The 14127-nt window shown below is 38.1% G+C and carries 14 protein-coding genes; 8 read left to right on the top strand and 6 right to left on the bottom strand.

All coding sequences use genetic code 11. From position 1 onward, the window contains the following. Positions 1 to 82: 82 nt before the first annotated feature. Both SB717_RS05510 and pepF read left to right on the top strand, forming a co-directional pair. Complete coding sequence (locus tag SB717_RS05510; RefSeq protein ID WP_410903402.1) at positions 83 to 1264, top strand: competence protein CoiA; 1182 nt, start codon at positions 83 to 85, stop codon at positions 1262 to 1264. Between the two features lie 163 nt (positions 1265 to 1427). Then, positions 1428 to 3245, top strand: a complete 1818-nt coding sequence (gene pepF, locus SB717_RS05505) for an oligoendopeptidase F (RefSeq protein ID WP_410903401.1) — start codon at positions 1428 to 1430, stop codon at positions 3243 to 3245. Positions 3246 to 3276: 31 nt separating this feature from the next. Here the strand turns inward: pepF and SB717_RS05500 are convergent, their stop codons facing one another. From SB717_RS05500 to SB717_RS05480, 5 genes are all read right to left on the bottom strand, one after another. Beyond that, positions 3277 to 3456, bottom strand: coding sequence for a hypothetical protein (locus tag SB717_RS05500; protein WP_014461572.1), 180 nt, complete (start codon positions 3454 to 3456; stop codon positions 3277 to 3279). 294 nt (positions 3457 to 3750) lie between these two features. Continuing rightward, on the bottom strand, positions 3751 to 4602 hold the full coding sequence (locus SB717_RS05495) for a ClpXP adapter SpxH family protein (RefSeq protein ID WP_028412354.1): 852 nt from the start codon (positions 4600 to 4602) through the stop codon (positions 3751 to 3753). A 26-nt stretch (positions 4603 to 4628) separates the two neighbouring features. After that, on the bottom strand, positions 4629 to 5039 hold the full coding sequence (locus SB717_RS05490; protein ID WP_013055433.1) for a globin domain-containing protein: 411 nt from the start codon (positions 5037 to 5039) through the stop codon (positions 4629 to 4631). Between the two features lie 286 nt (positions 5040 to 5325). Then, the gene (locus tag SB717_RS05485) at positions 5326 to 6015 is read right to left on the bottom strand and encodes a lytic transglycosylase domain-containing protein (protein ID WP_410903400.1); all 690 of its coding nucleotides are present in this window, start codon (positions 6013 to 6015) and stop codon (positions 5326 to 5328) included. A gap of 4 nt (positions 6016 to 6019) precedes the next feature. Beyond that, positions 6020 to 6610 (bottom strand): CYTH domain-containing protein, encoded by a 591-nt coding sequence (locus SB717_RS05480; RefSeq protein ID WP_410903399.1) that lies wholly within the window; start codon positions 6608 to 6610, stop codon positions 6020 to 6022. Between the two features lie 216 nt (positions 6611 to 6826). On the opposite strand from SB717_RS05480, the gene SB717_RS05475 reads away from it, so the two are divergent. The 4 genes from SB717_RS05475 (at position 6827) to SB717_RS05460 (ending at position 9643) form a co-directional block, all read left to right on the top strand. Continuing rightward, complete coding sequence (locus SB717_RS05475; protein WP_014461567.1) at positions 6827 to 7213, top strand: UPF0738 family protein; 387 nt, start codon at positions 6827 to 6829, stop codon at positions 7211 to 7213. 27 nt (positions 7214 to 7240) lie between these two features. Further along, positions 7241 to 7876, top strand: coding sequence for a GTP diphosphokinase (gene yjbM / locus SB717_RS05470; protein WP_014461566.1), 636 nt, complete (start codon positions 7241 to 7243; stop codon positions 7874 to 7876). A gap of 61 nt (positions 7877 to 7937) precedes the next feature. Further along, entirely contained in the window at positions 7938 to 8735 is a 798-nt protein-coding gene (locus SB717_RS05465; RefSeq protein WP_025749877.1) for an NAD kinase, read from the top strand. A gap of 14 nt (positions 8736 to 8749) precedes the next feature. Then, positions 8750 to 9643 (top strand): RluA family pseudouridine synthase, encoded by an 894-nt coding sequence (locus tag SB717_RS05460; protein ID WP_410903398.1) that lies wholly within the window; start codon positions 8750 to 8752, stop codon positions 9641 to 9643. A gap of 33 nt (positions 9644 to 9676) precedes the next feature. Here the strand turns inward: SB717_RS05460 and prpE are convergent, their stop codons facing one another. Then, positions 9677 to 10417 carry a bis(5'-nucleosyl)-tetraphosphatase PrpE gene (prpE, locus tag SB717_RS05455; RefSeq protein ID WP_074679225.1) on the bottom strand — a complete coding sequence of 247 codons (741 nt, stop codon included), beginning with the start codon at positions 10415 to 10417 and terminating at the stop codon, positions 9677 to 9679. Positions 10418 to 10594: 177 nt separating this feature from the next. Here prpE and mgtE point away from each other — a divergent pair, with 177 nt between their 5' ends. Both mgtE and SB717_RS05445 read left to right on the top strand, forming a co-directional pair. Beyond that, the gene (gene mgtE / locus SB717_RS05450) at positions 10595 to 11971 is read left to right on the top strand and encodes a magnesium transporter (protein ID WP_014461563.1); all 1377 of its coding nucleotides are present in this window, start codon (positions 10595 to 10597) and stop codon (positions 11969 to 11971) included. Positions 11972 to 12130: 159 nt separating this feature from the next. Further along, entirely contained in the window at positions 12131 to 13990 is a 1860-nt protein-coding gene (locus SB717_RS05445) for a monovalent cation:proton antiporter family protein (protein WP_410903397.1), read from the top strand. Positions 13991 to 14127 lie beyond the last annotated feature (137 nt).

Genomic DNA, 14127 nt, shown 5'->3' with positions numbered 1-14127 from the left:
TTTTTCTGAAAGAAAAGGGTTTAGTAGAAAGGTGTCGAATACAAGGATATAGCTCGCTACTATAGGAAGGAGAAATGTACGATTGTTAGTTGCCCAAACAGAAGAAGGCCTCATTTCACTGGCTCAGCGCTTTTCGCTTGAACAGCTTAAGCTATGGAAAAAAGAAAAGCAGTTCTACTGTCCCTCTTGTCAATCCCCTGTACAGTTAAAGGTAGGTACAAAAAAAATCCCTCATTTTGCTCACCTGAAAAAAACGTGCGTCGCTGAGCATGAAGGTGAAACAGATTATCATCTCGACGGAAAACGAAAGCTGTTTCACTGGTTTAGTTCTCATCTTGAAGTCGACTTAGAAAGTTATCTTCCTGACATTATGCAGCGTCCAGATCTTCTTGTAGATACGCCTTCGCAAAAATATGCAATCGAATTTCAATGTGCGTCCTTATCTTCCTCAGTGCTAACCAAACGTTCTATTCATTATGAGAAAGGAAATTATATGCCTCTTTGGATTATGGGGGCAAAAAGAATGAAGCGCTTATCCACTTATATGTATCAACTTTCTTTTCAAGAGTGGCAGTTTCTTACTCTTTGCGATTATACGCCCACACTTCTTTATTTTTCACCTTCTACTAATCAACTGTTGAAACTTGAACATCTTATTCCTTTTTCGTCTCAGATTTGTTATGCACAGCTTGTCGTGCTCTCTCCTCACGAGCATACCTTTCATGATCTTTTTTCTACACATACACAACCTCAATTTTTCTCTTCATGGATAAAGAAAAAGAAGGCATGGAGAACGCATTATATCCTCTATCCTAATCAGAAGCTTCAGCCTTTTTTACACGCTCTTTATGAAAACAATATTCCTCCCTCTCATATTCCAGCAGAAGCAGGCATGCCGCTGCCTTCTTTATACATGGTTGAAACGTCTGCTACTATATGGCAAACGTGGCTGCTTCTTGATTTAATGCAGCAGAAGCAAGTAGGGGATTTAGTTACAGAAAAAGAGTTGTGCAGGCTATGGCTCTACAGAATTCATCAGAGGCATATTATATTCCGGTCTTTAACCATGACTCCTGTTGCTGTGGAACAGCCCCTGTTTGAGTATATAGAGGTATTATGCCGGCTAGGGATACTAACGTATATAACTTCTGGGGTATACAAAATCAGAAGACCTTATACGATTCCAAAGCGAACATCCGATGCTTTTTTAGAAGATGGACAAATGATGAAAAGGTGGTTAAATCAAGCAAAAGAAGTGACATAACCGCTGAAAATCAGTACGCTTAAGAAAGAATCCTTTTTTCAAAAGCGTACTGACTTTTGATTAATTCTTTTAAAACAACATACAATAACGAAAGAAATAAAAAGGATTCGCCTTAGAAAAAGCGAACAGTTATAGACAGGTAGAAAAAGATGGAGGGATGACCATGAGTGAACAATCAAAAGTAAAAAAGTTACCAAGTAGAAGCGAGATAAAAGTAGAAGATACGTGGAAACTAGAGGATATTTTTGCTTCAGATGACGCATGGGAAAAAGAATTTGAAGAAGTAAAAGCTCTTATTCCGCAAATGGAAAAATTTAAAGGGAAACTTGGAGAGTCCGCTCAAACTTTATATGACGCTCTTCAAGAGCAAGACGAGCTCACAATGCGCGTTAGTAAACTTTATACATATGCTCACATGCGCTACGATCAAGATACCACTAACTCTTTTTATCAAGGATTAAATGATCGTATCAAAACACTTTATACTCAAATTGCAAGTGCACTATCGTATGTAACACCAGAAATTTTGTCTATTGAAGAATCAAAAATTAAACAATACATGGCGGAACATAAAGAGCTAAAGTTATACGCTCACGCGTTAGATGAGATTACTCGCGAGCGTCCGCACATTTTGTCAGAAAGCGAAGAAGCGCTTCTCGCTCAGGCGTCTGAAGTACTAGGATCTTCAAGTAACACGTTTGGAATGTTAAATAACGCAGATTTAGAATTCCCTTCCATTAAAGACGAAAATGGAGAAGAAGTAGAAATTACGCACGGACGCTATATTCGTTTTTTAGAAAGCAGCGATCGCCGCGTACGAGAAGAAGCGTTTAAAGCGGTGTACGAAACGTACGGTAAATTTAAAAATACGTTTGCAAGTACGTTAAGCGGCACGGTGAAGAAAGATAATTTCAGCGCCCGCGTTCGTCACTATAATTCAGCTCGTCACTCAGCTCTTAGCACAAATAATATTCCAGAAGAAGTATACGATAACTTAGTTAAAACAGTGAACGATAATTTGCATTTATTGCATCGGTATATTGATTTACGTAAGAAAGTATTGGGAATTGAAGAGCTTCATATGTATGATCTTTATACGCCTTTAGTAAAAGACGTAAAAATGGAAGTAAGCTATGAAGAAGCAAAAGATTATATTTTAAAAGGTCTGAAACCACTAGGTGAAGACTACCTTAATGTGTTAAAAGAAGGATTTGAAAATCGTTGGGTAGATGTTCATGAGAACAAAGGCAAGCGAAGCGGTGCTTATTCTTCAGGAACGTACGGCACCAATCCTTATATCTTAATGAACTGGCAGGATAATGTAAATAACTTGTTTACACTAGCTCATGAATTTGGCCATTCCGTACACAGTTATTACACAAGAAAAACGCAGCCATATCCTTACGGAGATTATTCAATCTTTGTTGCAGAAGTAGCTTCAACGTGTAATGAAGCGCTTCTAAACGATTATTTACTAAAAACAATTGATGATGAAAAGCAGCGCTTGTATTTGCTTAACCATTATTTAGAAGGATTCCGCGGTACGGTATTCCGTCAAACGATGTTTGCTGAATTTGAGCACGATGTGCATATGCGTGCTCAAAACGGAGAGCCGCTTACACCTGAATTATTAACAAAATTATATTATGACTTAAATAAAAAGTATTTTGGAGACAATTTAGTAATTGACGAAGAGATTGGATTAGAATGGGCTCGTATTCCGCATTTCTACTACAATTACTATGTTTATCAATATGCTACAGGATTCAGTGCAGCAGCGGCATTAAGCAAGCAAATCCTTGAAGAAGGAGATGCAGCTGTTGAGCGTTATGTAGGTTTCTTAAAGTCAGGAAGCTCTGATTATCCAATTGAAGTGTTGAAAAAAGCAGGAGTGGACATGACAACATCTCAGCCTATTGAAGAAGCGCTAGCTGTATTTGAAGAGAAATTAACGGAAATGGAACGTTTATTAAATCAATAAAATTAAAATGAAGCAGGGGCTGTATCCTGCTTCATTTTTTAAATCCTCGAAATTTGTTGTGATTGTTAAGCAATGTAAAAATAATAAGAATAGCTAAAAATAAGAGAGGGCCTGCGATAATGAGAGGAACAAGCTGCATAAGAGATAAAATATAGAATAAAAAAGAAAATAAAAGAATAACAACCCCTAGAGTAATTCCAGCAATTTTCATAGTTAACACCTCTATTAAAAGCATAATTGGTTGTACTATATGAGTGAATCTGGCTGTTTATGAAGTTTTTTTATAAAAAAGTGAATAAAATTGAAAAAAGGGGTTGCCAAAAGTCGACATAATTTGCTATAGTATTAATCGTGAAGTTTATCACAAAACAAACATATACCCCTTTGTTTGACCGTGAAAAATTTCTCCCATCCCCTTGTTGTCTTAAGACAAACGAAAAGACTTGGCGAAAGCCAAGTCTTTTTTGTTTAGTCGATGCTTAGGATAAGCATCAACATTTAATAATTAACAGCTCTTTTCAGTACTTCGCCAAAAGGTTCCGTATTTGACAGGAACTCTCTCAACAACTTGCTGAAGCTGAAGTTTTTTCAATTCTTTTTCAGCCTCTTCTAATGATAAACCATACACAACTGCCACTTCTTTTGAAGCAACAAATTGAAAATAGCTTAAAAATGAACGAAGAGGCGGAAGACAAGCTGGATCTGGGTCAATTTCTAACATCTCTTTAATGATGTGTACATATGTTTCGTACGAATAGTATCCTGATATCTTAATGCCTTCTTCTTCAACTTTTTCGTTAAAGAACACAAGAGTTGGAATCTCATCGACATCCATTTCCGACGTGATTTTTAAATCACATTGAAAAGCCTTCGCAGCGTAATCTGAATGCAAATCTTTTACAAATTCATTAACATCTAGCCCCACATGTTTTGCACATTGTATTAAGACAGATTCTTCTGTAACATTTTGTTTTTCTAAAAATACTACTTCTTGAAGTCTTCTCAAAAAGCGAATGCCCTGTTTCTTTCCTTGCAGTCCAGCCGCTTTAATTGCAATTGATGCAGCGTAAGGAGTATCGATTGGGTTTTCAAGCCACAGGTTGCCGTCACATGACATGCCGGAGCGGCTTCCAGTTTTCTCCCACGATTTTGCAATATGTTCAAATCTCTGCTGTGCTCCAATATTTAATTGCTGCAAGTTTCCGCCAAGCACATGTTTGAGGGATAACAGCTGACCATATTCTATTTGTAACTTCTTTAGAATAGGCTCGAGTGCCCAGCACTCGGGACAAAGAGGGTCAACAAATACATAGATTTCAAGCGGTTTTTTATTTGAACCTTGACAAAGCTGATGCAAGGATGGGTATTGGCTGTTTAGATTACTCAATGTGAAAATCCTTTCTCATCTGTCTGTTCCGGTGAATTAATCATGTGTTGGGCAGTTAAAATAAGACGATGATAAAGTTCATCTCTCTCAGGGCCTTCTAAATTAATTTCGTCCATTGCTTCATGCATACACGTCAGCCAGGCTTTGGCTCTTGACGGTGTAATTTCAAAAGGAAGATGTCTAGCTCTCAGCATAGGGTGACCATGCTCTTCAGTGTATAACGAAGGCCCTCCTAAATATTGTGTCAGAAATTGCTTTTGCTTTCGTGCTGTTTCTGTTAAATCATCAGGAAAAATTGGCGCGAGCTCAGGATGTTGTCCAACGCGTGTATAAAAAGCATCAACAAGTTTTGAAATCGTATGTTCACCGCCTAATAATTCGTAAGGGGAGTGGATTTTTTCTCTCATGTTGATAACTCCTTTGTTATAAGAAATATACGTCTTAACTCTTTGGTGTTTTTTACTTTCCTTAATTTTAGCAGTGTCATTTCGTTAACTCAAACTATCCGCTTACTTCTTCTACTGGAAAAGAGATAAAGTGGAATTTTACATAAGAAAAGTCTATGATGCTGTGGTGAATCACTAATTATCAGAAACAAAGGAATCCTTTCACAAACGTTTCCTTCTATTTATATAGTGTAACCTCGACAAACTACAGCCATTCCACGTTCGAGTGGCGAATGATTGGACTCTTTTACACAAGATAAGAAGACATAATTTTGTTTACATATTTTTGCGTTTCTTGAAAAGGAGGTACTCCGCCGTATTTATCGACATTACCTGGTCCAGCATTATAGGCCGCCAACGCTAATTTCACGTTTCCGTCGTATTTATCTAACATTTGTCGAAGATATTTGGCTCCTCCAAATACATTTTGCTTGGAGTCGTACGGATCTTCTACACCAAGAGCTTTAGCGGTTGCTGGCATTAGCTGCATAAGCCCAGCCGCTCCGACAGAACTTTTGGCAGATGGATTAAAATTTGACTCTTGTTTAATAACGGAACGAATAAGTTTAGGGTCCAGCTGGTAGCGTGCTGCTGCTTCTGTAATTATCGTTTGGATATCCTGAGAACTGGCCTTTGCCGGTTCGTTTTTTTGTGCAGGTAAGGTAGCAGTCGGAGCGGCTGCCTTACCTGAGGAAGAAACAGATGGCTGGAACTGCGTTTGAACCGCCGTAGCTGGAAACACCTGCGCTGCCTGCAAGTAAAGATTGGTACTCATTTGAGGCTCTTGATTGACGTAGTCTTGAAAAAGCTGAGCAAATACAGAGAGTAAAGTTGTACCAAGCATCACGTTAGCTGTTGGCAGCTGGCTGTTAACTGAAACTGGCTGAGTTCCAGGAAATTGAACGGAAGACATGTAATGGTTAATATTCATGCTCATGAATTTATTCTCCATCCATTAACGTATACTTTCGCTTGTAAAACCGTCGAATTTTGTTTTCCGTTGGTTTCTTTTTAATATCAAGCTCCGTAAGCAATTGTTCAAAATATTTTGCCCCTTCATTGGCATTGGTTACTTCGTATTCAAGTTCATAGTCCTCAGTACCTAGATAAAAGCTATGATCAAGTACAAGTAACCCATTTTTATATGGAATTTCTGCTCGACTTGTACGCAAAGTGCCAAAATAAGTTAGCGCATGGCTATCGACTTGTAAATCAGTAATAAGCTGTTGAATCGTTGAAGGAATCTTGGCGCTGCCATCTAGCAATTCTTTAGCTTGTTCATTTGTTAATGCTTCATGTGTTTCTAAAAGACCCTCTTGATGAGGCTGTTTGAGGGTGAGAACGGATTTATCTTTTTTGCTTCGAATTCGCAGGGCAGCCCCGCAGTCTTTCAATGAGAAAGCAGGTGTATCAAAATAGTGGTTTTCTTGAGAAATAAATTGATCTTCAGCTAATTGAAAGTGTGAGCGGAGACGATCAAACTCTTCTTTCGTTACTATATTTTTAAATTCAATTTCAATTTCTTGTTTCAATGAAATCATCCTTTTAATTTAGGTCTTTTGGTAAGGCACTTTCCATCTTAATTTATCACACTTTTTGAGACAGTAAAACTACATTTCCTAACAGGAATATCCATATGGGGAACTTAGAAAATGAAGAAATACGGATTGTTTAGGTTTTACCTTTATTAAACGTTCCTGGAATGTGTTAAAATAGTAACGAATTGTATAGTTGGAAGGAGTTTATTTATGCACAATCGAATTGACATCACTACCTGTGTGATGAAATCAAATGAATTACATTTAAAAGCAGACCCTATTGAGACGGAAATTGAACAATTGGAAGATACAAAACAAATGCTTGTTGACTCAGATAACATGTCATTTGTATATGTTGTAGATATTAATGATCAATTTATGTATGTTGGCCTTAGTGATAATATTTGGGCAAATTTAAAGCACGTCTTACATAAAGATATGAAAGTATTTTTAGAAATTAATAAGGAAGTAATTGAGCTATCAGCCGTTAAAGAAGAGCTATCTTATCTCATCAGTAACATCGAAGGAAATGTGAATTATGGAGACGAGATGGTAGCAAGAGTAGAGGAAGTTTTTTTAGATAAAGAAAATAAGTAACAGAGAGAAAAAAGGGGGGTGTTATTAATGATCAGGCATTGGGATTTATTTTTAGCACCGTATAAACAAGCCGTTGAAGAACTTAAGGTGAAATTAAAAGGAATTCGTTCACAGTACGATATGAAGTCTACGCATTCACCTATTGAATTCGTGACGGGACGAGTAAAGCCTATCGCCAGTATTTTGGATAAAGCGACTCGAAAAGGAATTTCTCTCGATCGCTTAGAGGAAGAGATGCAGGACATTGCGGGACTCCGTATGATGTGTCAATTTACGGACGATATTAAAGCGGTCGTAGAGCTCCTTCGTCAGCGCACAGACTTTGAATTGATTGAAGAAAGAGATTATATTCTTCATAAAAAAGAAAGCGGCTATCGTTCCTATCATGTGGTCGTATGTTATCCTGTTCAGACAATTAAAGGTGAAAAGAAAATTTTAGTGGAAATTCAAATTCGTACACTGGCTATGAATTTTTGGGCTACAATTGAGCATTCTTTAAATTATAAGTACAGCGGGAAATTTCCTGAGAATATCAAAAAGCGCCTTCAGCGTGCTTCTGAAGCGGCTACTCAGCTCGATGAAGAAATGTCTCAAATACGAGGTGAGATTCAAGAAGCCCAGGCTATTTTCTCACGAAAAAAAGAATCGGCGGAAGAATCTTAGGTATGACTCAGCAACAGCTTGGTACATTGGATGGATAGGGGGAGAGAATTAGGTGGAGAAAATAAAATTTGCTATTACATCAAAAGGCAACCAAATATCAAATACGCTTATGCAAAAAATGAAAACGTATTTATTAGATTTTCATTTAGAATATGATGAAAACCAGCCTGATATTGTAGTGTCAGTGGGGGGGGATGGAACGCTTCTTTACGCGTTTCACCGCTATCGAAACCGACTTGACAAGACGGCTTTTATTGGGGTTCATACCGGCCATTTAGGCTTTTACGCAGATTGGACACCTGATGAGATTGAGAAGCTTGTGATTGCTATTGCAAAGACACCCTATCAGACTGTAGAGTATCCACTGCTCGAAGTGATTATTCGCTATACAAACGGTGGACGCGAAGCTCGATACTTAGCTCTGAATGAATGTACGGTGAAAAGTGTAGAAGGTTCTTTAGTAATGGATGTGGAAATTAAAGGGCAGCGATTTGAGACATTCCGAGGAGACGGCCTTTGCGTATCCACTCCCTCGGGAAGTACAGCTTATAACAAATCCCTTGGAGGCGCGATTTTACATCCTTCGCTTCAAGCTATTCAAATTGCTGAAATGGCTTCTATTAACAATCGAGTGTTCCGTACGATAGGTTCTCCATTGGTCCTTCCCGGACATCATACAGCGCTGTTAAAACCTGTAAACGACGCAGACTTTCAAATTACGATTGATCATTTAACTCTTTTACATAAAGATGTAAAATCGATTCAATTTCGGGTAGCAAGCGAAAAAATTCGATTTGCTCGCTTTCGCGCGTTTCCTTTCTGGCAGCGTGTCAGAGACTCTTTTGTATGTGATGATTAAAGGCAGGGAAGAGAATGAAACAAGTTTTTACGTTGAGTTGGACCGTAGATCATTCTTTCGAGGGTGTAGCGGTTCGTGAATTTTTAAAAGACCATGATATTTCCAAAGCCTCTCTGACGGACATTAAGTTCAGAGGAGGAGCAATTGAAGTAAATGGAAAGCATGCAACGGTTCGATATATTCTGCAAAAAGGTGACGAAATCAAGGTGGCGTTTCCACCAGAAAAAGCAAGTGGAAGTCTTCTTCCTAAAGCTATACCTTTGGATATTGTATACGAAGATGAGTATATATTAGTTTTAAATAAGCAGCCAAACATGCCAAGTATACCTTCTCGAGAACATCTAACGTGGTCACTAAGTAATGCTGTGCTCTATTATTATGAGCAAAATAACATTAACTCGACTGTTCATCTTGTGAATAGGTTAGACCGAGACACATCTGGGCTGCTTATTGTCGCTAAGCATAGGCACGTTCATTACTTATTCTCTAAAGCACAAAAAGAACATGAAATTAAACGCGTGTACCGAGCTTTTGTTCATGGTAAGCTTGTCGGCAAGAAAACGATAGAGGCACCGATTGGCCGAAAAGAGTCAAGTATCATCGAACGGGAAGTAAGAGAAGATGGGCAGTTTGCTATTACACACTATACGGCACTGCGGCAATATTCTTCTTTTACAGAAGTTGCTCTTTCGCTTGAGACGGGAAGAACTCACCAAATTCGTGTTCATATGGCTTATAAAGGATATCCACTGCTTGGAGATACCTTATATGGCGGAACGAATCATCTTATTTCTCGTCAAGCTCTCCACAGCTATGAGCTCACTTTTTTTCATCCTTTTTTACAAAAAACTTTGTCTTTTACAGCACCTTTGCCGCCAGATATGCAGAAACTTCAAATCGTAAGATAAAAGTCGCTTTTTAAATGAAAAGCGACTTTCTTTTTACACGAAGTGATTAAATTTTTCCTCTACATAAGGCATAGATGAAGGCACTGATACAATATTCCCTTCAGGATACTGAAACGCTGTTAAAGCCCCTCCAAAAACTGCGCCTGTATCAATATTAATGGTATTATGAATTTTTCTGGCTTTTACTACGGGTGTATGCCCATACACGATAAAAGGTTTTCCGTTATAATGTTTGGCCCAATCCCGCCGGACAGGCATGCCGTTTAGATGTTTTTCACCCGTAATGTCTCCGTATAGCACAAAGGTTTTTACTTTTTTATCCGTTTTGCCGATGTATTCAGCTTTAAGACCGGCGTGAGCAATAATTAATTGATTTTGATCAAGCTGCACATATAGAGGTGATTGTTCATAAAGCTCAATGAACTTTTTTTTAATGAATTTCTGTTCTCTTGAAGGCAAAGCTTCGTACTCAGCAACGGTCGTTTCTAACCCATGAGTAATCTGCACTTTGTTACCGCAAAAGAAGCGATATAGCTTATTGCAGTGATTGCCTGGACAGTAGTAAGCTTGCTGATGCTTTATTACAAGTGACCATACGAGCTCAATCACTTTTAGTGAATGAGGTCCCCGGTCTGTTAAATCACCTACAAATCCAAGGCGCCGTCCGTCAGAGTGGACAGGAATCCCGTCTTGCCACTCATACCCAAGTTTTTCTGTTAACGCTTTTAATTCATCATAGCACCCATGGATATCGCCTATTATATCTACTTTCATCTTTTATCCACATCCTTAAAAGGTTTTTCCTTTGACGATATAAAATTACCCTTATATGGAGCAAACTATGTGTAGAACTTATATATTATTGGGAAAAGAGTAAAGAGCTGTGAGTTGAAAAAAAACAAAATTCATCATAAAGTTAAATGAGTTTTGTGCGACAGGGAGGTTGAAGACATGACAGATTCAATTGAAAAAGAAGAAAAGGCATGGTTCGCCGAACATTTATTATCACTTTTAGAAAAAAATGAAATCGATGCATTTCGTGAAGAATTTTTACATATGCATACGTATGACCAAGCTCAATTTTTTGAAGAATTAGATGAGCCTTCTAGATTTGCGCTGTACGAGATGTTATCTCCGGAAGAAATGGCGGATATCTTTGAAAATGTAGAAATACGAGAAGAAGATTATCAAGAAATTCTCTCAGAAATGCATCCGAATTTTGCAGCAGACATGCTGTCGGAAATGTCGGCGGATGATGCCGTTGACGTATTAAATGAATTGGATAAAGAACAAGTGGCGAGCTATTTAACGATTATGGATGAAGAAGCAGCCGATGAAATTAAAGAGTTGCTTCATTACGAGGAATATACCGCTGGAAGTATTATGACGACTGAGTTTGTGGCCATTCGTGAAAATCAAACCGTACATTCAGCTATGCACATTCTACGCAGGGAAGCTCCAGAAGCGGAAACGATTTATTATGTATTTGTTATTGATGAACAAAAGCATCTAGCCGGTGTTATTTCTCTTCGTGATTTAATTATAGCAGATGAAGATACGATGATAAGCGAAGTTATGAATGAACGAGTCGTATCCGTGTCAGTAGCAGAAGACCAAGAAGAAGTTGCGCGTATTATGCGCGATTACAACTTTCTTGCGCTTCCAGTTGTTGATTTTCAGCAGCATCTTCTCGGGATTATTACGGTTGATGATGTGATGGATGTTCTTGATGAAGAGGCATCGGATGACTATTCTAAATTAGCCGGTATTAGTGATGTAGATGATACGATTGATCACAATCCTTTAGTAGCGGCCAAAAAAAGGCTGCCTTGGCTGATAATTTTGCTGTTTTTAGGAATGATGACAGCAAGTTTAATTGGACGTTTTGAAGATACGTTGAATCAAGTAGCTATTTTAGCTGTATTTATACCTTTGATTGGCGGTATGGCTGGTAATACAGGAACACAGGCACTAGCCGTTGCGGTTCGCGGACTGGCCACGGGAGAAATTGAAGAAGAAAGCAAATTTAAGCTGTTAATCCGAGAAGCAGCTACCGGAATGATTACGGGCGCATCATGTGGACTTTTAGTCGTATTAATTGTTTATATTTGGCAAGGAGATCTCATCTTAGGCGCTTTGGTAGGCGTCTCTGTATTTTCAACATTGATCGTGGCTACACTAGCAGGAGCGTTTATCCCGCTTCTCATGCACAGGTTTAAAATTGACCCTGCAGTCGCATCAGGACCATTTATTACAACGATCAATGATCTTATCAGTATTTTAATTTACTTCGGCCTAGCGACAACATTTATGAGTTACTTAAAATAATGACAGAAACTTTAGAATTCGGCATGAGTAATCATGTCGGATTTTCATTATCAGTTCATATAGTTGACAGAGAACCTTCAAGCTTTTATGATTAACCTTTAATTTTGAATACTAACGTCTTCGTTTTATAAAGAGCGAAGGTAAAAGGAGGGGAATCTAATGGAACAGCACGCGTCCTTTACATCACTTGTTATCGTCATTAGTTTGGCCTTTTTAACGCCTATACTGTTGCATCGGTTTAAACTCAACATTATACCTGTAGTCGTAGCTGAAATTATTATGGGGTTAATTATAGGGGAAAGTGGTTTTGACCTTGTGGAGCAGGATATGTGGCTTGAAACACTTTCCACTCTAGGCTTTATCTTTTTGATGTTTTTAAGTGGTTTAGAAATTGATTTTTCTGCTTTTGCTGGAGGAAATTCAAAAGACAAAAGGGCATCAGGAGCGAAGGTGCCAAATGCTTTTTCCATTTCTATACTAGTGTTTGCAGCTATCTTTGCGGTTTCACTATTTTTGTCTTATGTTTTTGTATGGACCGGTTTTATTGATAATGCCTTTTTGATGACGCTTATTATTTCTACCATTTCACTAGGAGTAGTAGTGCCGACCTTAAAAGATGCACAGATTATGAAAAAGCCGATTGGACAAACCATTTTACTGATTGCGGTTATTGCGGACTTAGTCACGATGATTTTACTAGCCGTATTTGCTTCCGTCTATGATAAATCAGGAAATAGCAATACATGGTTGATTTTAATTTTATTTGGAGTAGGAGTGATTTTATACTTCATAGGGAAGCAGTTTAAAAACCGATCGTTTCTTGAGACAATGTCTAAAGGTACAATTCAAATCGACACGCGCGCCGTATTTGCACTCATTATTATTCTAGTGGGCCTTTCGGAGTCAATTGGCGTTGAAAACATTTTGGGCGCTTTTTTAGCGGGATCACTCGTTTCTCTTCTAGCCCCTAACAAAAACTTGGTTCATAAATTAGATTCGTTTGGCTATGGTTTTTTAATTCCTATCTTTTTTGTGATGGTAGGAGTGAAGCTTGACGTTTGGTCATTGTTCAGTGATAAAAAAGTGCTGATATTAATGCCTTTATTATTCATTGCATTGTTGATATCGAAGCTAATCCCAGCGTTAATCTTAAGAAAATGGTATGATATGAAAACCGTTTTGGCATCGGGTTTTCTTTTAACATCGACTTTATCACTCGTTATTGCGGCAGCAACGGTTGGTGAAAATATTGGTGTTATTGATTCACAAATGTCCGGTGCGATGATTTTGGTGGCGATTATTACATGTATTATTACACCTATTATTTTTAGAAAGCTGTTTCCAAAGCCAGAAATCAGTGACAGAAAGCTGAAGGTTAATATGCTCGGTGCAAATCAATTTACACTCCCGGTTGTTCGAGAAATGGATCTTGATTTATATGATGTTACGATTTATCATCCTACTCAGGACAAAATTGAAAACCGTACGTCGGATTCCATTTTTAATATCGTCGACATCGATGGATATAGTAAGGAAACGTTAATACGTATGGGGATTTTAGATGCGGATGTATTAGTTGTGACAACAGGGGAAGAAGAAAGAAATAGCGATATTGCTCTATTTGCAAAAGAATACGGTACAGAACGGGTTATTGCCCGCGTAGAAAGTCCGGTATTAGATGAAAAGATGAAAGAAAATAACATTGAAGTTTTTTCTGTGCTGTTATCTACGACTGCATTGCTAAAAGCTTTAATCGAATCGCCAAATATTTTAAATATCTTAACGAATCAAGAAACAGCACTTTATCAAATCAATATGCGTAACCCTAAATACGAGGGGGTGGAACTTCGTAAGTTCCCGTTTACAGGAGATGTGATTTTTGTTCGAATCTTTAGAGGCAAAGATTCCATTGTACCTCACGGCGATACGGAGCTTGAATTTGATGATCGTTTGATTGTAACGGGGTCTCGTTCGTATGTGAATGAATTGCGTATGCTTCTTGAGTATAAAATTAGATAAAGGTATCTAGATAGGTGTAGGTTTCTACCTTATTGAGTGAGGGGAAGAGGCTCGAACAAAAGTATTTTAGCTCAAATAAAAAACGAACCACTGATCAAAATGTTTGATTAGTGGTTCGTTTTTTTGTTGTTTTGAAA

It is taken from the genome of Priestia sp. SIMBA_032 (assembly GCF_046535215.1).
In the GTDB taxonomy this organism is placed as follows: Bacteria; Bacillota; Bacilli; order Bacillales; family Bacillaceae_H; genus Priestia; species Priestia aryabhattai.
This window is presented reverse-complemented; position numbering and strand designations above follow the sequence as displayed.